We start from the raw sequence: 21,743 nt of genomic DNA on the forward strand, positions 1-21,743 counted from the left end.
CCTGGGTGTAGGGTGATTAGGGATAGATATCATCGGCCAGACGACGATCGCCGGCGACATTGCAGATATGCCAGTAGGGGTATGGTTTCTCTTTCTCGCTCACGCTGTTGAGGATCGCCGTCTCCTCGTCGCTCAGCGTCCAGTTCAGCGCCGCCAGGTTATCCTCCAGCTGGGCCAGTTTGGTCGCGCCGATCACCAGCGAAGCGATCCCCGGACGGGTACGCAGCCAGTTGAGCGCCACCTGCGCGACGCTGGCGTTGCGCTGGCGGGCAATCTCCTGCATCACCTCCAGGGTCTGCCAGGCCTGCTCGCGGTTGGCGATCGGCGCGGATTCGAACGGCGTGGCGTTCGCCAGGCGACTGCCCTCGGGAAACGCCTGATTGCGTGGGTATTTACCGGTGAGAAAGCCCCCGGCCAGCGGGCTCCAGACGGTGATGCCGACGTTCTGATCGACGCTGAGCGGGATAATCTCATGCTCCATTTCACGCGCGGCGATATTGTAATAGCCCTGATAGACGCAGAATTTCTCCAGCCCAAGGCGCTCCGAGATCCCCAGCGCCTTCGCCAGCTGCCAGGCCGCGTAGTTGGAGACCCCGATATAGCGAATTTTCCCGGCGCGGATCAGCGTATCCAGCGTGCGCAGGGTATCCTCCAGCGCGGTGCGCGGATCGAACCCGTGAAGGTGATAGATATCGATATAATCGGTCTTCAGCCGCTGCAGGCTGGCCTCGACGGCATTGATGATATGGTAGCGCGACGCCCCCAGCGCGTTCGGGTTGGGGTCGGTTTGCCAGCGTCCTTTGGTGCCGATAATCACCTGCTGGCGTTTTCCCTTCAGCGCGTTGCCGAGCAGCTCTTCGCCCTGGCCGTTCTTATAACAGTCCGCGGTATCAAAAAAGTTAATCCCGGCGTCCAGCGCTTTGTACACCAGATCGTAGGCCGTCTGCTCAGGCACCACGCCGAATTCCGACCAGTTGCGCCCCGGCGCGCCGAGAAAGGCCCCTTTCTCGCCAAACGTCATGGCGCCAAAACAGAGCTCCGAAACCGACAGCCCGGTGGAACCTAAATATCGATACTTCATGCTTGACTTCCTTTTAAAGGTGACAACGTCACACTAGCGATAACCCATCCACTGGCGGTCAGGCAAGCACCGGCCAGAGGAATGTGAGAGAGAGAAACGCCGGAGGCGAGCAGCAGCCCGCCAAACCAGGCGCCGCCGGCATTGCCGAGGTTAAAGGCGGCGATATTGCACGAAGAGACCATGCTTTTGCCGCTCTCACTGCTGTCCAGCGCCTGCATCTGCAGCGGCGGAATGGTGGAGAACATCGCCGCCCCCAGCAGAAACACCGCCGCGCAGGCGCCGGGCAGCGTCTGAATCGCCCACGGAAAAAGACACAGGACGACGCTCAGCAAGGCGAGAGTTAGCAGCAGCGCCCGGCGGACGCCGCCGTCGGTCAGTCGGCCGCCAAGATGATTCCCGGCGACCATCCCGACGCCGAACAGCATCAGCACCGGCGGAATAAGGTGGTCGCTCATCCCGGTGACGGTTTTCAGCATCGGCGCGATGTAGGTGAAGGCGGCGAAGACGCCGGAGAACCCGAGGGCGGTGATCAGCAGGCTGCGCAGCACCGCGGGATGACGGAGCACCTTCAGCTCATCGCGGATCCGGCTCCGGGCCGACGGCTGCGCCTGACGGCCAGGCACCAGGGCGATCACCGCCAGGGCGGTGAGAATGCCGATCAGCGTGACCATATAGAAGGTATAGCGCCAGCCAAGGTACTGCCCCACCCAGGCGCCGAGCGGCACGCCCAGAATATTGGCCAGGGTGGCGCCGAGAAACACGGCGGAGACCGCCGAAGCCCGTTTATCCACCGGCGCCAGCTCCGCGGCATAGACCGAGCTTATTCCGAAGAACGAGGCGTGAGCGAACGCAGTTATTACCCGGGCAATAATTAGCATGGTCATATTACCGGCGATCGCACAGCCTAAATTTCCAATGGAAAATAAGATCATTAAAAATAACAGCGCAGGTTTTTTGCGATAACGGCTTAATAGCGGCGTAAGCAGCGGCGCGCCAATCACCACCCCACAGGCGTAAGCGGTAATAGACCAGGCGGCGAGCGTAATGGATATATGAAAGTCATGGGCCACATCGAGTAATAAACCCATAATCACAAATTCGGTGGTGCCAATACCAAATGAACCCACGGAAAGCGCATACACCGCCGCAGGCAATCCCGCCGGACGGGAAACAGCAATAGTCATAAGTTACCTTATCTCCCGCCAGACCGGCGGGAGGAGCGTATTCAGGAGATTATTTATCGATTAAATTAAAGTCGCCCTGGTTATAGCGTAATCCGGCGACGTTTTCGGGAGCGAAAATATGATCGATGGCGAGAATATCCTCAGGGGAGAGCATAATATCGGCCGCAGCGGCATTATCGCGCAGATGGTTCATTTTTCGCGCCCCGGGGATCGGCACGATATCTTCCCCTTTGCTCATCACCCAGGCGAGGGCCATCTGCGCCAGGGTGGCCTCGTAGCGGCTGGCGACCTGCTGCAGACGGTCGAGCAGTTGCTGGTTTTTGCGCATGGTTTCTGCCTGGAAGCGCGGCAGATTGCGACGAAAATCATCGGCTGCGAAGACGCCGGGGTCGGTGATCTGGCCCGTCAGGAAGCCGCGGCCCAGCGGACTGTAAGGGACAAAGCCCACGCCCAGCTCGCGGCAGGCCTTGAGGATGCCGCCCTCCGGCTCACGGGTCCATAGCGAGTATTCCGTCTGCACCGCGGCGATCGGATGCACCTTGCAGGCCCGGCGCAACGTCTGGGCTGACACTTCTGACAGCCCGATATGGCGAATTTTACCCTCTTTGACCAGGTCGGCCATGGTGCCCACCACCTCTTCCACCGGCACCGCAGGATCGACGCGGTGCTGATAGAGCAGATCGATGGTCTCAATATTCAGCCGCTTCAGCGACCCTTCCACCGCCTCGCGAATATGTTCCGGACGGCTGTCGACGCCGGCCATCCGCTCCAGCCCCTGGCCGGTCGGCAGAATACGAAAGCCAAATTTGGTGGCAATCTGCACCTTATCGCGGATGCCTTTAATCGCTTTCCCAACAAGGACTTCATTGTCAAAAGGCCCATACACTTCGGCGGAATCCAGGAAGGTCACCCCCATGTCCACTGCGGCATGGATGGTATTAATCGCCTGCGACTCCTCAGCGCCGCCATAGGCGAAACTCATTCCCATACACCCGAGACCCAATGCGGAAACCTGGAACTTCTCTTTTCCGAGATAACGTGTTTTCACCTTATTTTCCTTACGTACTGAATGTTATTAAATATATACTTCCCTTTTACATTGATAACAATTAATCTATTCCGAACGCGGTGTTAGCTGGAAATTAACAATGAAAACGTTGCCTGATTTGCAACAAATTGAAATATTAATACTCATAGTGAAACATGGCAGTTTTCGGCAAGCTGCCAGAGCATTAAATCTTTCACCGCCGGCCCTCACCAGCGCTATTAATCATCTGGAAGAAAAATTAGGCGTGCGCCTGCTCAATCGCTCGACGCGCAGTTTGTCTTTAACCGCGGTGGGTGAGGAATTTCTTAATAATATGACGCCGGTGGTGAATGATTATCGCCGGGTGGTCGACAGTCTGAATTATCACCGTCTGACCCCGGAAGGGGTGGTGAAAGTCAATTTACCGCGCATTGTTCTCGACCTTTTCTTTCAGCGCTATTTTATTGCTTTTAAAACCGCCTATCCTGACGTGACGCTGGAGCTGTTTACCACCGATCGGAAAGTGAATATTATCGAGTCCGGTTTTGACGCTGGCATTCGCTATTCCCGGGACGTGCCCAAAGATATGATTGCCATCCCCTTTGGCGAGAAGCTGTCGCTGATCCCGGTGGCCAGCCCGGACTATCTCCACGAGGCCGGAGCGCCCGACACCCCGCAGTCGCTGGTCAATTTCCGCTGCATCAACCGCTGTTTTCCCAGCGGCGAAAAGTACCGGTGGGAATTTATCAGCCCCGACGGCGAGCCAGGCGAAGTCGCCGTCAAGGGCGATCTGGTCGTCGATTCCGATACGGCGATGATCCAGGCGGCGGAGAGCGGACTGGGGATCGCCTTTGTCTATCAGTCGCTGGTGTCCGCGCAACTGAACGCCGGCAGTCTGGTCCGCTTATTACCCAGCTACCGCTACCCGGCGGATCATTTCTGCGTCTACTATCCGAGTCGCAAACATATTCCCGCGCCCCTGCGCGCTTTTATCACCTGGGTGATGGCGCAGAATAAGAGCATCCTCCATGAGTAAATGGCCTGAGGGGGTATCCTCCTGTCGCCACAATAAACGCACACACCGTTAACCCTTTTTTATCCTTTCCCTTGAATTCCGCCGGTTGTCAGACATAAACTCGTTAGAGCTCTAACGATTTTGCAGACGACCTATGGACCATCGACAGCTTAACTTCTCCCATCTTTTATATCTGACCGCCCATCACTGGCGGCTGGCGGTTAATCGTCGGCTGAAAAACCTCGGTCTCAGCCAGGCCAGCTGGGTGGCGGTCGCCGCCATCGCCCGCCACCACCAGCCGCTGTCGCAAAGCGAACTGGCGCAGGAGCTGGGAGTGGAGAGCCCGACCATTGTGCCGCTGATCAACCGCCTGGTGGCCCTCGGCCTGGTGGAGCGCGTCACCACCGACCGCGATAAACGCAAGCGGCTGCTGGTGGTCACCGACCAGGGGCAGGCCCTCTTCGAGCAGGTCAAAACGGTGGCGGACGATCTGCGTGAAGAGATCCTAACGGCGATCACGCCGCAGGAGCGGGAACAAACTCAGCGGGTGCTGGAAAAGCTGTTGCGCGAAGTGGAGAAGAAATAATGCCCCGTCGCCAGAGTAACCCCTACGTCCCTCATGACTGGGCGCCGCATGAAAAACCGGCCCTGCTCGGCTCGCCATCGACGCCGCTGCACAGCCCGGCGAAGCGCCTGGCCTACGGGGTGGTCGGACTGCTGGTGTGCCTCACCGGCGCGCTGGGCAACGCGGTGGTCACCGCCAATCTGCAGCTGCTGCAGGGCACCTTCGCCGCCTGGTCGACGGAGATCGCCTGGCTACCGGCGGTGTATGTCATGACCAACGTCTCCATTAACCTGCTGCTGGTGAAATTTCGTCAGCAGTTCGGGCTGCGCGCCTTTACCGAAGGCTTTCTGGTGCTCTATGTGCTGGTCACCTTCTTCCACCTGTTCGTCAACGATCTCAGCTCGGCGATGATGGTCCGCGCCGCCCACGGCATGGTGGCCGCGGCGCTCAGCTCGCTGGGGATCTACTATCAGGTGCAGGCCTGGCCCGCACGCCACCGCCTGAAAGGGCTGACTATCGGTATCACCGGCTCGTCGCTGGCCATTCCGCTGGCGCGCCTCTTTTCCACCGAGCTGCTGCAGATCGATGAATGGCGCGGGCTCTACTTCTTTGAGCTGGGGCTGGCGCTGGTGTCGCTGGCCTGCGTCATCGCCCTGAAGCTGCCGCCGAGCGATCGTAAAAAGGTGTTCGAGAAGAAGGATTTTATTACCTTCTTCCTGCTGGCCCCCGGCATGGCGCTGGTCTGCGCGGTGCTCTCGCTGGGGCGGCTCGAGTGGTGGTTCGAAGCGCCGTGGATCGGCTGGTCGCTGGCCGCGGCGGTGGTGCTGATCGTCGCCGCCATCGCCTTTGAGCATAACCGCAGCAATCCTCTGCTCAATACCAAATGGCTCTCCAGCGGCAGTATCCTGCGCCTCGGTCTGATTATGCTGCTGATCCGCATCGTGCTGGCGGAGCAGAATACCGGGGTGATCGGCTGGCTGCAGTACGTTGGCCTGCAAAACGAACAGATGACCAACCTTGCGTGGTCAATTTTCGCCGGCATTCTGTGCGGGATCATCGCCAGCTGCCTGACGCTTAACCCGCAGAAGCTCTACTGGCCGACCGCCACCGCCCTGGCGCTGATCATGGTGGCCTCGCTGCTCGACAGCCAGTCCAACGCCCTCACCCGTCCGGAACAGCTGATGTTCAGCCAGTTTTTGCTTGGCTTCGGCAGCGCCTTCTTTCTGGCGCCGGCGATGCTCGCCGGCATTGGCGGGGTGTTCGCCGATCCGCGCAACCTGGTGAGCTTCTCGGTGCTGTTCGGCATGAGCCAGAACATCGGCGGTCTGTTGGGGTCGGCGATACTCGGCACCTTCCAGACCTGGCGGGAGAAATTTCACTCCAGCCAGCTGGCGGACCAGATCACCACCCTGAACCCGCTGATCGTCGAGCGGCTGCAGCAGTACAGCCAGATGTACCAGAGCCAGATCGGCGACAGCACGCTGCTTAACGTCCAGTCCACCACCCTGCTGCAAAACGCCGCGACGCTGCAGGCCAATATTCTCGCCTGGAATGACACCTATCTGCTGACGGCGGCGATCTCCGCCGGGACGTTAGTGTGGGTTTTCTGGCGCTTAATTCGCTTACGACTGACCGCCCGTATCGCCTTAAAACGCGCCACCGGCAGCAAATAATTATCATCATTTCATCTCTGGAGTCGTTATGAGTCAGCAGGATGCGGCCAAACAACAGGCCAACACCCGGAACAACATTCGCGTGGTCTCCATTTTTACCGCCGCGGCGATAGGCCTCGTCGGCGTACTGGTGATCCTCTATGCCTGGCAACTGCCGCCATTCACCCGCCATAGCCAGTTTACCGACAACGCCTACGTGCGCGGGCAGACCACCTTTATCAGTCCGCAGGTCAACGGCTACATCACTGCCGTCAACGTCAAGGATTTCGCCATCGTTCAGCCGGGCGAGGTACTGTTCCAGATAGACGATCGCATCTATAAGCAGCGGGTGCACCAGGCCCAGGCCACCCTGGCGATGAAGGAGGCGGCGCTGCGCAACAACCTGCAGCAGCGCAAAAGCGCCGAGGTGACGATCGCCAAAAATGAAGCCGCGCTGCAGAACGCCCGCGCGCAGAATCTGAAAATCCAGGCTGATTTAAAACGGGTGCAGGAGCTGACCGCCGATGGATCGCTGTCGATCCGCGAGCGGGATTCCGCCCGCGCCAGCGCCGCCCAGGGGGCAGCGGATATTGAACAGGCGAAAGCGGCGCTGGAGATGTCGCGCCAGGACCGCGAATCGACCATCGTCAATCGCGATTCACTGGAGGCCGACGTGGCCAGCGCCAAAGCCGCCCTCGAGCTGGCGCAGATTGACCTGCAGAATACGCAGATCATCGCCCCCACCGGCGGCCAGCTGGGGCAGATTTCGGTGCGTCTTGGCGCTTACGTCAGCGCCGGAACCCATCTGACTTCGCTGGTGCCGCCGCAGCACTGGGTGATCGCCAACCTGAAAGAGACCCAGCTGGCCGATGTGCGTATCGGCCAGCCGGTTACCTTCACCGTTGACGCGCTCAACGGCGAGACCTTCCACGGCAAGGTGCAGAGTATCTCCCCGGCGACCGGGGTGGAGTTCAGCGCCATTTCGCCGGACAACGCCACCGGCAACTTCGTCAAGATCGCCCAGCGCATCCCGGTGCGCATCACGGTTAACGAGGGGCAACGCAACAGCGAGCGCCTGCGCCCCGGCATGTCGGTGCAGGTGACCATTGATACCCGCGCGGAGAAGCAGCCATGATCCGCCCGGTCACCCTTGCCATCGTCCTGGCGCTGGTCGGCTGTCAGTCCGCCGATGTGCAGCGCGCCCAGCCGACGCTCGCCATCCCTGCCGCCTGGCGGGCCGACGTTGGCCCTGCCAGCCCGGTGGAAGGCGTATGGTGGCGTAATTTTCATGACAGCGCGCTGAATCAGTATGTCGACCGGGCGCTGCGCTATAACAGCGATGTGCTGATCGCCCGCGAGCGGGTGAATGAGTATCAGGCGCGGGCGTATGCCGCCGACAGCAGTCTTTTCCCCTCGCTGGATGCCAGCCTGACCGGCACCCGCGCCCGCGCGCAGTCCGCCGCCACCGGCCTGCCGATCCACAGTACGGTGTATAAAGGCGGCCTGACCGCCAGCTATGATGTCGATATCTGGGGCGCGAACCGCAGCGCGGCCAGCGCCGCCGGGGCCAGCCTCGAGGCGCAGAAAGCCGCTGCCGACGCGGCCAATTTGAGCGTCGCCGCCTCGGTGGCCGTGGGCTACGTGACGCTGCTGTCGCTGGATGAGCAACTGCGGGTCACGCAGCAGACGCTCCAGGCGCGGGAAGACGCCTGGCGCCTGGCCAAACGTCAGTATGAAACCGGGTATACCTCGCGCCTTGAGCTGATGCAGGCGGATTCGGAGCTGCGCTCCACGCGGGCGCAGCTCCCGCCGCTGCAGCACCAGATTGCGCAGCAGGAAAACGCCCTCAGCGTGCTGCTGGGGGATAACCCCGGCGCGATAAAACGCGGCGAATTCGCCGGGCTCACCCCGCTGCGTCTGCCCTCGCAGCTGCCGTCCACCTTGCTCAACCGCCGCCCGGATATCGTACAGGCCCAGCGTCAGCTGGTCGCCGCCGATGCCACCCTGGCCTCGTCCCAGGCGCAGCTGCTGCCGTCTATCAACCTGACCGCCACCGGCAGCCTGCAGGACCGGACGCTGCCGGATCTGCTGGACAACCCGCTGCGACTCTGGAGCATTGGCGGTAGCATCCTGGCGCCGCTGCTTAACCGCCAGGCGTTAAATGCCCAGGTGGATGTCTCGATGGCCCAGCGCAACCAGGCGCTGTACAGCTATGAGAAAACGGTGCGCGGCGCGTTTAAAGAGGTCAATGACAGCCTGGACGCCATTAGCCGCTACGGCGAACAGCTGACCGAACTGCAGGGGCAGGAGGCGGTGGCGGAAGAAACATTGCGCATTGCGCAGAACCGCTACCGTAACGGCTACTCTTCGTATCTGGATGTGCTTGATGCCCAGCGAACGCTGTTCTCCACCCAGCTTAGCGTGGTACAGGTGAAGAATAACCTGCTGCTGGCGCAGATCGATCTATACCGGGCGCTGGGAGGCGGCTGGTCTGACTCATCAGGGAGCTAAATGGGGAAGCGTCATATGCAACAACAGTGGTCTGCAGTAGACAATTATTTGATTGAGGCCTTAATTCCCAGCGATCCTGTGCTCGATCGGGTACTGGAAAACAACCATCGTGCCGGGCTCCCGGCACACGATGTCGCCGCCAATCAGGGTCAGTTTCTCGCCCTGCTGGTACGGCTTACCCAGGCTAAGCGGATCCTGGAGATCGGCACCCTCGGCGGCTATAGCACCATCTGGATGGCGCGCGAGCTTCCTGCCGACGGCCAACTCCTCACCCTGGAGGCCGACGCGCATCATGCCCGCGTGGCGCGGGAGAATCTGCAGCTGGCGGGTGTTAACCAGCGGGTCACGCTGCGGGAGGGGCCCGCGCTACAGTCCCTGGAGGCGCTTGGCGAATGTCCCGCTTTCGACCTGATCTTCATCGATGCCGATAAGCCGAATAACCCCCATTATCTGCGCTGGGCGCTGCGTTATTCCCGCCCGGGAACCTTAATTATTGGCGATAACGTGGTACGCGACGGCGAAGTGGTCAACCCACAGAGCGCCGACGAGCGCGTTCAGGGCGTGCGTCAGTTCATTGAGATGATGGGCGCCGAGCCACGGTTGACGGCAACGGCGCTGCAAACCGTGGGCACGAAAGGCTGGGACGGCTTTACCCTGGCGTGGGTCAACGCTTAAGCGTGGACGCCTGGCCCGTCGCCCCGGTAAGCGCAGCGCCACCGGGGACAACCGGCCAGGTTACGGCGTAATCTGCTCCATCGCCTGTAGCACGCGTTTGTCCGAGATAGGGTACGGGGTCCCCAGCTGCTGGGCGAAGAAGCTCACCCGCAGCTCCTCGATCATCCAGCGGATCTCCCGGACATCGTCGTCTTCACGGCGGTTCGGCGGCAGCTTATTCAGCCACTGCTGCCACGCCTGCTGCACGCTCTCGATTTTCAGCATCTGCGCGCGGTCGCGGTGCGGATCGATAGCCATCTTCTCCAGACGCTTTTCAATCGCCTGCAGATAGCGCAGCGTATCGCCAAGACGACGGAAGCCATTGCCGGTGACAAAGCCGCGGTAAACCAGCCCCGCCATCTGCGCTTTGATGTCCGACAGCCCCAGCGCCATGGTCATATCCACCCGGCCTTTCAGCCGTTTGTTGATATTGAACACCGCGGTGAGGATCTGCTCGACCTGTTTGGCGATCTCCACGACCGTCTCGTTGAGCTCGGCGCGAACTTTATCATGCAGCTGGCTAAAGCCCTCTTCCGTCCACACCGGCCCGCCCGCCTCGTCGATAAGCTTATCAACGCCGCAGGAGATGCAGTCGTCAATCAGATCCAGCACTTTGCCGTACGGGTTAAAATAGAGCCCGAGCTTGGCTTTGTTCGGCAGCTTCTCGTGCAGATACTTAATCGGCGACGGAATGTTAAGCAGCAGCAGGCGACGCAGACCGCGCCACATGGCCTGCTGCTGTTCCTGTGGATTATCAAACAGCTTGATGGCCACGCTGTCGCGCTCGTCCACCAGCGCCGGCCAGGCTTTCACCTTATAGTTGCCGCGCTTCTGTTCGTAACTCTCCGCCAGGGTGCCAAAGCTCCAGATATGCAGCCCGCTCTGCTCGATGCCGTCATCAGCGACCGCCGACAGCGTCTCCTGAACTTTGCCCTTCAGCGCCTCTTTCAGCGCCTGCAGCGAGCGCCCTTCCTGCAGCTTCTTGTTTTTATCGTCCACCACCCGGAAAGTGATTTTCAGGTGATCGGGCACCTGATCCCACTGCCAGGCTTCGCGGTCGATGGTCACGCCGGTCATCCGCCGCAGTTCGCGCTCGAGGGAGTCGAGCAGCGGCAGCTCCAGCGGCGTCGCCCGGCCAAGAAACGCTTCCGCATAGTTGGGCGCCGGGACGAAATTGCGCCGCACCGGCTTCGGCAGCGATTTTATCAGGGCGATAATCAGCTCCCGGCGCAGACCGGGGATCTGCCATTCAAACCCGGCCTCCTCCACCTGATTAAGCAGCGGCAGCGGAATATGCACCGTCACGCCGTCGGCGTCGGCGCCCGGCTCGAACTGATAGGTCAGACGCAGCTTCAGATTGCCCTGGTGCCAGAAGTTCGGATAGTCCAGTTTGCTGACCTGCTCCGCCCCTTCCTTAATCAGCATGCTCTTCTCAAAGTTGAGCAGATCCGGGGTGTCGCGGCTGGCCTGCTTCCACCAGGCGTCAAAATGCCGGGCGGAGATGACGTCGTGGCTGATGCGCTGGTCGTAGAATTCGAACAGGGTCTCGTCATCCACCAGAATGTCGCGGCGGCGCGACTTATGCTCCAGCTCTTCGATTTCCGCCCGCAGCTTCAGGTTCTCCCGGAAGAAGGCGTGGCGCGTTTGCCAGTCACCCTCCACCAGCGCGTGGCGGATAAACAGCTCGCGGCACAGCGCCGGATCGATCTGGCTGTAGTTGACCTTACGCGCGCCAACGATCGGCAGGCCATAGACGGTGACCTTTTCCGTCGCCATCACCGCGCCCTGCGCCCGCTCCCAGTGCGGCTCACTGTATGAGCGTTTGATCAGGTGCTGCGCGACCGGCTCCACCCACTCCGGCTCAATGCGGGCGGCAATGCGGCCCCACAGCCGGCTGGTTTCCACCAGTTCCGCCACCATCGTCCACTTCGGCGGCTTTTTAAACAGACCGGACCCCGGGAAGATGGAGAAGCGGGCGTTCCGCGCGCCGGTAAACTCCTGTTTATCGGCATCCTTCATGCCGATGTGCGACAGCAGACCGGTCAGCAGCGCAGTATGGATCTCGCGGTATTCCGCCGGTTCGCTGTTGATTGGCAGGCCAAGCTCTTTCACCACCTGACGCAGCTGGGTGTAGATATCCTGCCACTCGCGCACGCGCAGATAGTTCAGAAAATCGACCCGGCACTGGCGGCGGAACTGATTCGACGACAGCGCCTTCTGCTGCTCGCCGAGGTAGTTCCACAGATTGACGAAGGCGAGGAAATCAGACTCTTTATCGTGAAAGCGGCGGTGCTTCTCGTCGGAGGCCTGCTGCTTATCCATCGGCCGCTCGCGCGGATCCTGAATCGACAGCGCGGAGGTGATGATCATCGCTTCCCGCACGCAGCCGTGCTTCTGCGCCTCCAGCACCATCCGCGCCAGGCGCGGGTCCACCGGCAGCTGGCTGAGCTGGCGGCCCATCGGCGTTAGCTTATAGGCGGTGGCCTGCTCATCGGTGGTGATCGCGCCCAGCTCTTCCAGCAGGCGCACGCCGTCCTGGATATTGCGCTTATCCGGCGCTTCGACAAACGGGAAGGCGGCGATATCGCCTAAGCCCAGGGCGGTCATCTGCAGGATGACCGACGCCAGGTTGGTGCGCAGAATTTCCGGGTCGGTAAATTCCGGGCGCGACAGGAAATCGTCTTCGGAATAAAGACGAATACAGATCCCTTCCGAGACGCGGCCGCAGCGGCCTTTACGCTGGTTGGCGGAGGCCTGGGAAACCGGCTCGATCGGCAGGCGCTGCACCTTGGTGCGGTAGCTGTAACGGCTGATACGCGCAGTACCGGGATCGATAACGTATTTAATGCCCGGCACGGTCAGCGAGGTTTCCGCCACGTTGGTCGCCAGCACGATGCGTCGTCCGCTGTGCGGCTGGAAGACGCGGTTCTGCTCGCTGTTGGACAAACGAGCGTACAGCGGCAGCACTTCGGTATGGCGCAGATCCAGCTTATTCAGCGCATCGGCGGTATCGCGAATCTCCCGCTCGCCGCTCATAAAGATCAGAATATCCCCTGGCCCTTCGCGCCCCAGCTCGTCGACGGCATCAAAGATCGCCTGCAGCTGATCGCGCTCGGTATCGTCCGCCTCTTCCACTATCGGCCGGTAGCGCACTTCCACCGGGTAAGTCCGCCCGGAGACTTCGATAATCGGCGCATTATTGAAATGCTTTGAGAAACGTTCCGGGTCGATAGTCGCCGAGGTGATGATGATTTTCAGGTCAGGACGGCGCGGCAGCAGCTCTTTCAGATAGCCGAGCAGGAAGTCGATGTTCAGGCTGCGCTCGTGCGCTTCATCGATAATGATGGTGTCATACTGCATCAGCAGGCGATCCTGCTGGATCTCCGCCAGCAGAATACCGTCGGTCATCAGCTTGACCATGGTGTTGTCGCTGACGTGATCGCTAAAGCGGACCTTATAGCCGATACAACCGCCCGGCTCCGTTTGCAGCTCCTCGGCGATACGGTTGGCGACGGTTCGCGCGGCCAGACGACGCGGCTGGGTATGGCCGATCAGCCCTTTCAGCCCGCGGCCCAGCTCCATGCAGATTTTTGGCAGCTGGGTGGTTTTACCCGAACCGGTCTCCCCGGCGACAATCACCACCTGGTGATCGCGTACCGCCTCGAGAATTTCTTGTTTTTTCTGGCTAACCGGCAGGTTTTCCGGATAGGTGATGGCCGGTCGCGCCGCTTCGCGCAGCAGGACTTTACCGGCTGCCTGGCTTATCTCCTGCGCCATCTCCTGGAGGATGGCCTGTTGCGATTCAGGATTTTTAACCTTCTTCACGCCGTGCAGACGGCGGGCAAAGCGCGTTTTGTCGCGCAGCATCAGGCCGTCGAGCTGTTGATAAAGCTGGGGGAAGGTGATTTTTTGTTGTTCTGTCATAGCGTTATCGGGCAGAGCTCTGCCGGGAAAATCTCTTTTGAAGTATTGCCTTAGAGTACCACATCTGTGTCATCCGTGCCTTGTTCAAAAAATCTGAACATAGGATTCGATATATTGCGCTATCTCTGTGGCGCGATTGTGAATACAGTGTCATCAAGCACCAGGGCACTGACCCGTCAATCACATTAAAAAAGGAAACACCCATGAGCAAAGTATTAGTTCTGAAATCCAGTATTCTGGCAGGGTACTCACAATCTGGTCAGCTTTCCGACTATTTTGTTGAACAATGGCAGGAAAAACACCCGGGCGACGAGATCACCGTGCGTGACCTGGCCGCTAATCCGATCCCGGTTCTGGATGGTGAACTGGTTGGCGCCCTGCGTCCGAGCGACGCGCCGCTGACGCCGCGTCAGCAGGAAGCGCTGGCCCTTTCCGACGAGCTGATCGCCGAACTGAAAGGCAATGATGTGATTGTTATCGCTGCGCCGATGTACAACTTCAACATTCCGACGCAGTTGAAAAACTATTTTGACCTGGTGGCTCGCGCCGGCGTGACCTTCCGCTACACCGAAAAAGGGCCGGAAGGTCTGGTGACCGGTAAACGCGCGGTCGTCGTGACCAGCCGCGGCGGTATCCATAAAGATACCCCGACCGACCTGGTCACCCCGTACCTGTCCACCTTCCTCGGCTTTATCGGCATCACCGACGTGAACTTCGTGTTCGCCGAAGGTATCGCTTACGGCCCGGAAGTCGCGGCCAAAGCGCAGTCTGACGCAAAAGCGGCCATCGACAGCGTGGTTGCAGCCTAATATTTCACTCCTCTCGCTTCCTGCGGGAGGAGTGTTTTACTTTTTCTCGTAGCGCAAATACCCCACCACGCCTCCGCCGCCATCGTTTGGATGATTCACCCCGTCGTTGACCTCCACGCAGGAAAAATCGAAAGGCGAAACGCCGTCAATGCAGGCCACATTCACCCCATACTCCTGTGGGTTTGAACGCCGTTGATGAAAGGTGTAGATCCCGCATACCGAGCAGAAAAAGTGCACGGCTTCCCCTGTATTAAAGCGATACTCGGTGAGCTTATCCCTTCCGCGTACCACCTCTATGCCTGAACGCGGCGAAGAGACCGCGACCGCCCCGCGCATTCGACAATATGAGCAGTTACAGCGCCGAGCGGTATTGAAGCCGTCGCTGAGTTCAACGGTAAACGCCACCGCACCGCAGTGACAGTGAGCGGATAATTTCTCTGCCATATATTTCCCCCTCAGGTTGAGGATTTTGGCCGCAGGTTTTCATCAAACTCCAGCCGCTTACGCCCCTCTTCCACTTCCCGTAATGGCTCGACCTGATGCAGCGTCTGCTTACAGCGTTCCACCAGCACCTGGTATTCACGGGTGCCATGTTTTTTCCACGCCAGCTCCTGTTCGCTCAGGACGCGAATCGCTTTTGCCGGGCTGCCGATGATCAGATGGTTGGCGGGCATCTCAGCGTTGGCTTTGACAAAGGCCGAGGCGCCGACAATGCTGTTTTCGCCGATGGTCGCCCCGTCAATAATCACCGCGCTCATCCCCACCAGCGCGTTGCGGCCAATCACGCAGCCGTGCAGAATAGCGCCGTGGCCGATATGTCCGTCTTCTTCCACCACCGTATCCTGGCCAGGGAAGCCGTGCATCACGCAGTTGTCCTGAATATTGGCCCCGTCTTTGACCACGATGCGGCCAAAATCGCCGCGCAGGCTGGCGTTGGGCCCAACATAGACCCCTTTGCCGAGGATCACGTCGCCAATCAACACCGCGGTCGGGTGGACGTAACTCTCCTCCGGCACCACCGGGGTCAGTCCATCAATCTGATAAATCGGCATGCAACCTCCTTATGCGCCCGGCAAACCGCCAAAGCGCTGATAATAGAGCGGGCCCGGCGCGGGAAGCTCGCCGACCGAGCTTTCACCTTTCTCGCTGACGAACGCCAGCGCGCCGGGACTCACCCGTTGGTAAATATTGATACACAGCTGGCGGGCGGTTTGCCCCGCCCAGTGCGCCGGCAGCAGCTCTTCCGGTAGCAGCGGATCTTTGAGCACCACCCGGCGATAGAAATGAATCAGCAGGAGCTGGATCTGAAAGCTGCGTTCCGGCGTTAACTCCGCGGGGTCGCAGTCGCGCAGCAGCGGCAGTAACGGCCGGAATAACGAGATAAAGGCCTCATACATCTCGTTTTGTTCGGTGAGATGCCAGCACTCCTCCACCCGGCTGCGCAGCGCCGCCCGGGAGAGCGCCAGCGGCGAGTGAGCTTCAAAACAGATGACGTTTTCGGCGACGCCCGCTTCATGGAGCAGCGACTGGACATCCGCCAGCTTTTGCGACGGCGAGGCTAACAGGCTCGGCGCCAGCGCGCCAAACCCCTGCCACAGCAGCTGCTTTTTGACGTCGGCCAGCACATTTTTCTCCAGGCCTTCCGAAAGCAGCAGCAGCCAGGTGCCGTCCCATTCCGGAGCGTTCGCGCGATAAATTTTATGTTCCGCGCGTCGGGTCAGGCGCAGCCCTTTGTCGCTCAGACGATAGAAGCTGCGGCGGCCGATACGGACGACATCGAGCCACTCCTCTTTATTGAGGCGGAACAGCGCGGTGCGGACGAAACGCTCGCCGAAGCCTAATCCTTCCAGCAGCGCCGCGACGCTGCCCAGCCACACTTCCCCACCGCGTTGTAATAAGGCGTCGCCATACAGCGAGGCGATTAATGACGTGCCGCTGATCGGCGTCGCCGTCACCGCTTGTTGAATAAAGGCGTCGAGTTTACTCATCTGATTCATTCTGTTGTTATATTTTTCCTTTATGAATCATAGCACAGGAAATACCCGGCCTACGGCGTAAAGGCCTCAGCCGGGTTATCGGGGAGAGAATTAACCGCTGACCACCGCTTTACGCAGGTCGAAAACGCGACAGGCTTTGCCTTCAGAGCGCGGAATGCTGCCGCAGTTGACGATGGTGATATCGGTGGAGATCCCGACCATCGACTTAATGCGGTGGCGCAGCTGGTGACAAATCTGGCAGCGCTGCTCGTGACTCAGCGCCAGCCCGCTCTCTTTCAGCTCCACGCGCACTGCCAGCGAATCGAGATGGCCGCGGCGATTCACCTCCAGCTGGTAGTGCGGCGCCAGGTGTTCAAACTTAAGGATCTCTTCTTCCAGCTGCGACGGGAAGACGTTAACCCCGCGGATGATCAGCATATCGTCGCTGCGTCCGCTGATGCGGTCCATACGGCGCATGGTGCGCGCGGTGCCCGGCAGCAGGCGCGTCAGATCGCGGGTACGGTAGCGGATCACCGGCAGCGCCTCTTTGGTCAGCGTGGTGAACAGCAGTTCGCCGTGTTCGCCATCGGCCAGCGGCGTGCCGTCGTCCGGGTTAACGATTTCCGGGAAGAAGTGGTCTTCCCAGATGGTCGGGCCGTCAACGGTTTCCAGACACTCCATCGCCACCCCCGGGCCCATCACCTCTGACAGACCGTAAATATCCAGGGCGGTGATCCCCAGCCGGCGCTCGATCTCCGCGCGCATCGCCAGGGTCCACGGCTCGGCGCCAAAGACGCCGACGCGTAATGAACAGCCGCGGGCATCGCCGGCCATCTGGCGCTCCAGCTCTTCAATCAGATTCAGACAGTATGACGGCGTCACCATGATCATATCCGGCTGGAAATCGCGGATCAGCTGCGCCTGTTTTTCGGTCTGTCCGCCGGACATCGGGATCACCGTCGCGCCTAAGCGTTCCGCGCCGTAGTGCGCGCCAAGGCCGCCGGTAAACAGGCCGTAGCCGTAGGCGACGTGAATTTTATCTTTCGCCGTGCCGCCGGCGGCGCGCAGCGAACGGGCGACGATATTGGCCCAGTGATCAATATCGTTTTGCGTATAACCCACCACCGTCGGTTTGCCGGTGGTGCCGGATGAGGCATGAATACGCACCACCTGCTCCATCGGCACCGCGAAGGTATCGAAGGGATAGTTGTCGCGCAGATCCTGTTTGGTGGTGCACGGGAATTTGGTCAGGTCGCTCAGTTCGCGGAAGTCGTCAGGGTGCACGCCTGCGGCGTCGAATTTACGACGATACATTGGCACATTGTTATACGCATGATTCAGCGTCCACTTCAGACGCTGGGTTTGCAGGGCCTGCAGCTCATCACGCGAGGCGGTTTCAATCGGATCTAATTTTGTAGTAGTTATCATTGTAGGGTACTCGCAGGTAAATTAGCTCACACTCGCTCGAGGATCATGGCGATGCCCTGACCCACGCCAATACACATCGTACACAACGCATAGCGCCCGCCGCGGCGCTGCAGCTCAAGGCTGGCGCTCAGCGCCAGACGCGCGCCGCTCATGCCCAGCGGATGGCCTAAAGCGATGGCGCCGCCGTTGGGATTCACATGCGCCGCATCGTCCGGCACGCCGAGCTGTCTGAGCACCCCCAGCGCCTGGGCGGCGAAGGCCTCATTCAGCTCAATCAGATCCATATCGTTAATATTGAGCCCCGCCCGCTCCAGCACTTTACGCACCGCCGGTACCGGCCCCAGCCCCATCAGGCGCGGCTCGACGCCCGCCGTCGCCATCGCCACGATCCGCGCCCGCGGCGTGAGCCCCTGGCTAGCGGCCTGCTGTTCGCTGGCGATGATCAGCGCCGCGGCGCCGTCGTTGACGCCGGAAGCATTGCCCGCGGTAATGACGCCGCCTTGACGGAACGGCGCTTTCAGTTGCGCCAGCTGCTCAAGCGTGGTTTCCGGTCGCGGATGCTCATCCTCGCGCACGTCGCTAAGCGCCCCTTTCCGGCCGACAACCTGCACCGGCACGATCTCCTGCGCCAGAATGCCGTCGCGCTGGGCCTGCGCCGTGCGCTGCTGGCTGCGCCAGGCGAAAGCATCCTGATCGGCGCGGCTGATATTTAACAATTCGGCTACATTCTCGGCGGTTTCCGGCATGCTGTCAGTTCCGAAGTGTTGCGCCATGAGCGGGTTCACAAAACGCCAGCCAATGGTGGTGTCGAACAGCTCCGCCTGACGCTGATACGGCGCGCTGGCCTTCCCCATCACAAACGGCGCGCGCGACATCGACTCCACGCCGCCGGCGATCAGCAGATCGGCATCGCCGGCTTTGATCGCCCGGGCGGCAAAACCGACGGCGTCCAGCCCGGAGCCGCACAGGCGGTTGAGGGTGGTACCCGGCACCGTATGCGGGTAGCCGGCCAGCAGCGTCGCCATATGCGCCACATTGCGGTTATCTTCGCCCGCCTGATTCGCGCAGCCGTAAATCACATCATCGATCGCGGTCGGGTCAAGCCTGGGGTTGCGGCTCAGCAGCGCACGCAGCGGGATCGCCGCCAGGTCGTCGGCGCGCACGCTGGCCAGCGCGCCGCCGTAGCGGCCAATCGGCGTGCGGATCCCGTCACAAATAAAGGCCTCGCGCATTACACTTCTCCTGTGATTGTGCCGCCGATGCGGTGCGATTTGCCGCGAAAGAGGGCCACAATTTTTTGCTGTTGATTAACAATTTCAATGTCGTAGACCCCGGTCAGCTTGCCCTGCTGTTTGACTCTGGCGGTGGCGACCAGCCGGTCGCCGGCAAACGCCGGGCGGAGAAAATCAATGCTGGCCGCCGAAGCCACCGCCGCCAGCCCCTGGCTGTTACAGGCGTAGGCGAAAGCGGTATCAGCAAGGGTAAATAGCTGACCGCCGTGGCAGGTTTGATGGCCGTTAAGCATGTCCGGCGAGACGGTCATGGTCATCTGCGCAAAACCGTCGTCCATTTCGATGAGTTCGATCCCCATCGTTCTGGCGCAGGTATCTTTTTCATACATCGCGCGCGCGTTGCGCCAGGCGTCATTGCTCATGGTGCTTCTCCATCAGCGCCTTCTGGCGCAACAGGGAGCCGGGGCGATAGCGCTCCTCGCCATAATGGTGGTGCAGGTTCTCCAGCAGGCGCAGCACGCGGCGCCAGCCGAGGCTGTCCCCCCACGCCAGCGGGCCCTGCGGGTAATTGACGCCCAGACGCATGGCGGTATCGATATCCTGTGCGCTGGCCACCCGTTTCTGTAGTGCATCCAGCGCTTCGTTAATCAGCATCGCCACCGTGCGCCACACCAGCAGGCCGGGATAATCGGCGATACGCAGCACGTTCTTGCCCTGCTGCTGGAAGTAGTGCACCGCTTTGTCCGTCGCCGCCGGCGCGTTGGTCGCCGCTGCGGCCAGCACTACCGTATCGCTGGCGCACAGGTCATACACCACCACCGGACGGCGATGCTTAACGCTCAGCGCCAGGGCAGTCTCGCCTTCGGTCTCCAGCAACAGCAGCTCGTCCAGCTCAGTGACACTGTCACTTATAGTGATGACGGATTGAGCGCCATGGGCAACCGGCGGCAGCGCCGCCGCCGTCCTGACTTCCGCAGGCCAGCGATAGACGCCATGGCCGCTCTTTTTGCCCAGCCGCCCGGCCAGCGCCAGCTCTTGCTGGAGTAGCGATGGCAGGTAGCGGCGGTCCTGCCAGAAAGCGTTAAATACCGAGCAGGTCACGGCGAAGTTGACGTCCTGGCCGATCAGGTCCGTCAGCGCCAGGGGCCCCATCGGGAAACCGCCGCCGTCACGCAAAGCGGCATCGATAACCTCCGGGGCGGCCACCTGCTCCTCCAGCGCCCGCCAGGCTTCGGCGTAGAAGGGACGCGCCACGCGATTAACGATAAAGCCGGGCGTCGAGCGGCAGCGCACCGGCCGTTTCCCCCAGCCGCTCACGCACTGGCACAGCTGCTCCACCACTTCTGCAGACGTCGCCAGGCCGCTGACGACTTCCACCAGCTTCATGACCGGCGCCGGATTAAAGAAGTGCAGCCCGGCGACGCGTTCGGGATGCTTTACCCCGGCGGCGATGGCGGTAATCGAAATCGACGAGGTGTTGCTGGTGAGCAACGTTGACGGCGCGCAGATCGCCGCCAGCTGCGCGAACAGCGCCGTTTTTACCTCCAGGCGTTCAGAGGCCGCTTCGATCACTAAATCTGCGTCGGCCAGCGCGGCTAAATCGTGGGCCGGATGCAGGCGTGCCAGCAGCGCGTCGGCCTGCTCTGACGCCAGTTTGCCGCGCTCGACCCGTGAGGCGAGCCGCCTGGCAATACCCTCGATCGCCCGGGCGATGGCCTGATGATCAATGTCGTAAATCAGCACCGGATGCCCGGCGGCAGCCGCCACTTCGGCGATGCCGGCCCCCATGGTGCCGCTGCCGATCACCGCCACGTTGGCTATGGATGTCGTCATCATCTATTTCCCGCTGAACTGTGGTGGCCGTTTGGCCAGAAATGCGCTGACCCCTTCGCGGTAATCATCGCTGCGCCCGGCGAGGCGTTGATAATCGCGCTCCAGGTCCAGCTGCGCGTCGAGACCGTTGGTTTCCGCCGCCAGCAGCGCCTTTTTAATCAGCCCAAGACCCAACGTCGGCTGAGCCGCCAGATGGCGCGCCAGCTGCAGACTGGTGTCCGCCAGTTCGGCATCATCCACCAGCTGCCAGATCATCCCCCACTGCGCGGCCTGTTCCGCGCTGAGGCTATCGCCCAGCAGCGCCAGCCCCATGGCGCGCGCGCGGCCGGCCACCCGCGGCAGGAACCAGCTGCCGCCGCAGTCCGGCACCAGCCCGAGCTTGCTGAAGGCCATCACAAACTTGGCCGAACGCGCGGCCAGCACGATATCGCAGCCCAGCGCCAGGGTGGCCCCTGCGCCAGCGGCTACGCCGTTGACCGCGCAAATCACCGGTTTCGGCAGCGCCGCCAGACGACGCACTAACGGGTTGTAAAAGCGTTCCACCGACAGGCCGAGATCCGGCGGCGGACCGCTGGGGTCGACGTTGCGGTCGTTCAAATCCTGGCCGGCGCAAAAGCCGCGGCCAGCGCCGGTGATCAGCAGGCAACGCACGCCGTCGTCGCGCTCGGCCTGCTTCAGGCATTCCGCCAGCTGTTGATGCATCAGGTCGTTAAAACTGTTGAGGCGGTCCGGGCGATTGAGGGTAATGGTCATGACGCCCTGTTCCACTGCGCTGAGAATGAAAGCTTCCAC

19 protein-coding genes are annotated in these 21,743 nt (G+C 60.9%); 7 read left to right on the forward strand and 12 right to left on the reverse strand.

All coding sequences use genetic code 11. The features are described 5' to 3' along the window. Positions 1-16: 16 nt before the first annotated feature. The 3 genes from ACOI7D_RS00065 to ACOI7D_RS00075 are packed head-to-tail and all read right to left on the reverse strand — an operon-like array spanning position 17 to position 3,313. A complete protein-coding gene (locus ACOI7D_RS00065; RefSeq protein WP_109547410.1) occupies positions 17-1,081 on the reverse strand; it encodes an aldo/keto reductase in 1,065 nt (354 codons plus the stop codon). Next, positions 1,078-2,265 (reverse strand): MFS transporter, encoded by a 1,188-nt coding sequence (locus ACOI7D_RS00070; protein WP_109547411.1) that lies wholly within the window; start codon positions 2,263-2,265, stop codon positions 1,078-1,080. Before ACOI7D_RS00070 ends, ACOI7D_RS00065 begins: the two co-directional genes overlap by 4 nt. 49 nt (positions 2,266-2,314) lie before the next feature. After that, positions 2,315-3,313: an aldo/keto reductase gene (locus ACOI7D_RS00075; protein WP_023289471.1), complete on the reverse strand. Its 999-nt coding sequence runs from the start codon at positions 3,311-3,313 to the stop codon at positions 2,315-2,317. Positions 3,314-3,413: 100 nt separating this feature from the next. Between ACOI7D_RS00075 and ACOI7D_RS00080 the strand changes: the two genes are divergently transcribed. The 6 genes from ACOI7D_RS00080 (at position 3,414) to ACOI7D_RS00105 (ending at position 9,710) form a co-directional block, all read left to right on the forward strand. Further along, the gene (locus ACOI7D_RS00080; protein WP_023289470.1) at positions 3,414-4,328 is read left to right on the forward strand and encodes a LysR family transcriptional regulator; all 915 of its coding nucleotides are present in this window, start codon (positions 3,414-3,416) and stop codon (positions 4,326-4,328) included. Between the two features lie 133 nt (positions 4,329-4,461). Continuing rightward, on the forward strand, positions 4,462-4,893 hold the full coding sequence (locus tag ACOI7D_RS00085; protein WP_023289469.1) for a MarR family winged helix-turn-helix transcriptional regulator: 432 nt from the start codon (positions 4,462-4,464) through the stop codon (positions 4,891-4,893). Beyond that, positions 4,893-6,545: an MFS transporter gene (locus ACOI7D_RS00090; RefSeq protein ID WP_109547412.1), complete on the forward strand. Its 1,653-nt coding sequence runs from the start codon at positions 4,893-4,895 to the stop codon at positions 6,543-6,545. Before ACOI7D_RS00085 ends, ACOI7D_RS00090 begins: the two co-directional genes overlap by 1 nt. A gap of 28 nt (positions 6,546-6,573) precedes the next feature. Further along, the gene (locus tag ACOI7D_RS00095; RefSeq protein ID WP_109547413.1) at positions 6,574-7,659 is read left to right on the forward strand and encodes an HlyD family secretion protein; all 1,086 of its coding nucleotides are present in this window, start codon (positions 6,574-6,576) and stop codon (positions 7,657-7,659) included. Then, a complete protein-coding gene (locus tag ACOI7D_RS00100; RefSeq protein WP_065805697.1) occupies positions 7,656-9,035 on the forward strand; it encodes an efflux transporter outer membrane subunit in 1,380 nt (459 codons plus the stop codon). Before ACOI7D_RS00095 ends, ACOI7D_RS00100 begins: the two co-directional genes overlap by 4 nt. Then, the gene (locus ACOI7D_RS00105) at positions 9,036-9,710 is read left to right on the forward strand and encodes an O-methyltransferase (protein WP_109547414.1); all 675 of its coding nucleotides are present in this window, start codon (positions 9,036-9,038) and stop codon (positions 9,708-9,710) included. Between the two features lie 60 nt (positions 9,711-9,770). On the opposite strand, the gene hrpA is transcribed toward ACOI7D_RS00105, so the two are convergent. Next, a complete protein-coding gene (hrpA, locus tag ACOI7D_RS00110) occupies positions 9,771-13,673 on the reverse strand; it encodes an ATP-dependent RNA helicase HrpA (RefSeq protein WP_048334923.1) in 3,903 nt (1,300 codons plus the stop codon). Between the two features lie 203 nt (positions 13,674-13,876). Between hrpA and azoR the strand changes: the two genes are divergently transcribed. Further along, positions 13,877-14,482, forward strand: coding sequence for an FMN-dependent NADH-azoreductase (gene azoR / locus ACOI7D_RS00115; protein WP_002902889.1), 606 nt, complete (start codon positions 13,877-13,879; stop codon positions 14,480-14,482). Between the two features lie 36 nt (positions 14,483-14,518). Here the strand turns inward: azoR and ACOI7D_RS00120 are convergent, their stop codons facing one another. The 8 genes from ACOI7D_RS00120 to paaG all read right to left on the reverse strand — a co-directional run bounded on the left by ACOI7D_RS00120 (position 14,519) and on the right by paaG (position 21,743). Next, complete coding sequence (locus tag ACOI7D_RS00120; RefSeq protein WP_023289463.1) at positions 14,519-14,926, reverse strand: GFA family protein; 408 nt, start codon at positions 14,924-14,926, stop codon at positions 14,519-14,521. 11 nt (positions 14,927-14,937) lie between these two features. Continuing rightward, positions 14,938-15,534, reverse strand: coding sequence for a phenylacetic acid degradation protein PaaY (gene paaY, locus ACOI7D_RS00125; RefSeq protein WP_023289462.1), 597 nt, complete (start codon positions 15,532-15,534; stop codon positions 14,938-14,940). 9 nt (positions 15,535-15,543) lie between these two features. Then, positions 15,544-16,470, reverse strand: a complete 927-nt coding sequence (gene paaX, locus ACOI7D_RS00130; protein WP_072199087.1) for a phenylacetic acid degradation operon negative regulatory protein PaaX — start codon at positions 16,468-16,470, stop codon at positions 15,544-15,546. 99 nt (positions 16,471-16,569) lie between these two features. Further along, positions 16,570-17,886: a phenylacetate--CoA ligase PaaK gene (paaK, locus tag ACOI7D_RS00135; protein WP_048297408.1), complete on the reverse strand. Its 1,317-nt coding sequence runs from the start codon at positions 17,884-17,886 to the stop codon at positions 16,570-16,572. 26 nt (positions 17,887-17,912) lie between these two features. Beyond that, positions 17,913-19,118 carry a 3-oxoadipyl-CoA thiolase gene (pcaF, locus tag ACOI7D_RS00140; protein WP_044522629.1) on the reverse strand — a complete coding sequence of 402 codons (1,206 nt, stop codon included), beginning with the start codon at positions 19,116-19,118 and terminating at the stop codon, positions 17,913-17,915. Beyond that, positions 19,118-19,540 carry a hydroxyphenylacetyl-CoA thioesterase PaaI gene (gene paaI, locus ACOI7D_RS00145; protein WP_023289458.1) on the reverse strand — a complete coding sequence of 141 codons (423 nt, stop codon included), beginning with the start codon at positions 19,538-19,540 and terminating at the stop codon, positions 19,118-19,120. Before paaI ends, pcaF begins: the two co-directional genes overlap by 1 nt. Further along, the gene (locus tag ACOI7D_RS00150; RefSeq protein WP_162543129.1) at positions 19,530-20,954 is read right to left on the reverse strand and encodes a 3-hydroxyacyl-CoA dehydrogenase; all 1,425 of its coding nucleotides are present in this window, start codon (positions 20,952-20,954) and stop codon (positions 19,530-19,532) included. The genes paaI and ACOI7D_RS00150 overlap by 11 nt, the downstream gene beginning before the upstream one ends. After that, positions 20,955-21,743, reverse strand: coding sequence for a 2-(1,2-epoxy-1,2-dihydrophenyl)acetyl-CoA isomerase PaaG (gene paaG / locus ACOI7D_RS00155; RefSeq protein ID WP_050534152.1), 789 nt, complete (start codon positions 21,741-21,743; stop codon positions 20,955-20,957).

The sequence above is a fragment of the Klebsiella sp. C360 genome, from assembly GCF_048822415.1.
GTDB classification, from domain to species: Bacteria; Pseudomonadota; Gammaproteobacteria; order Enterobacterales; family Enterobacteriaceae; genus Klebsiella; species Klebsiella quasipneumoniae.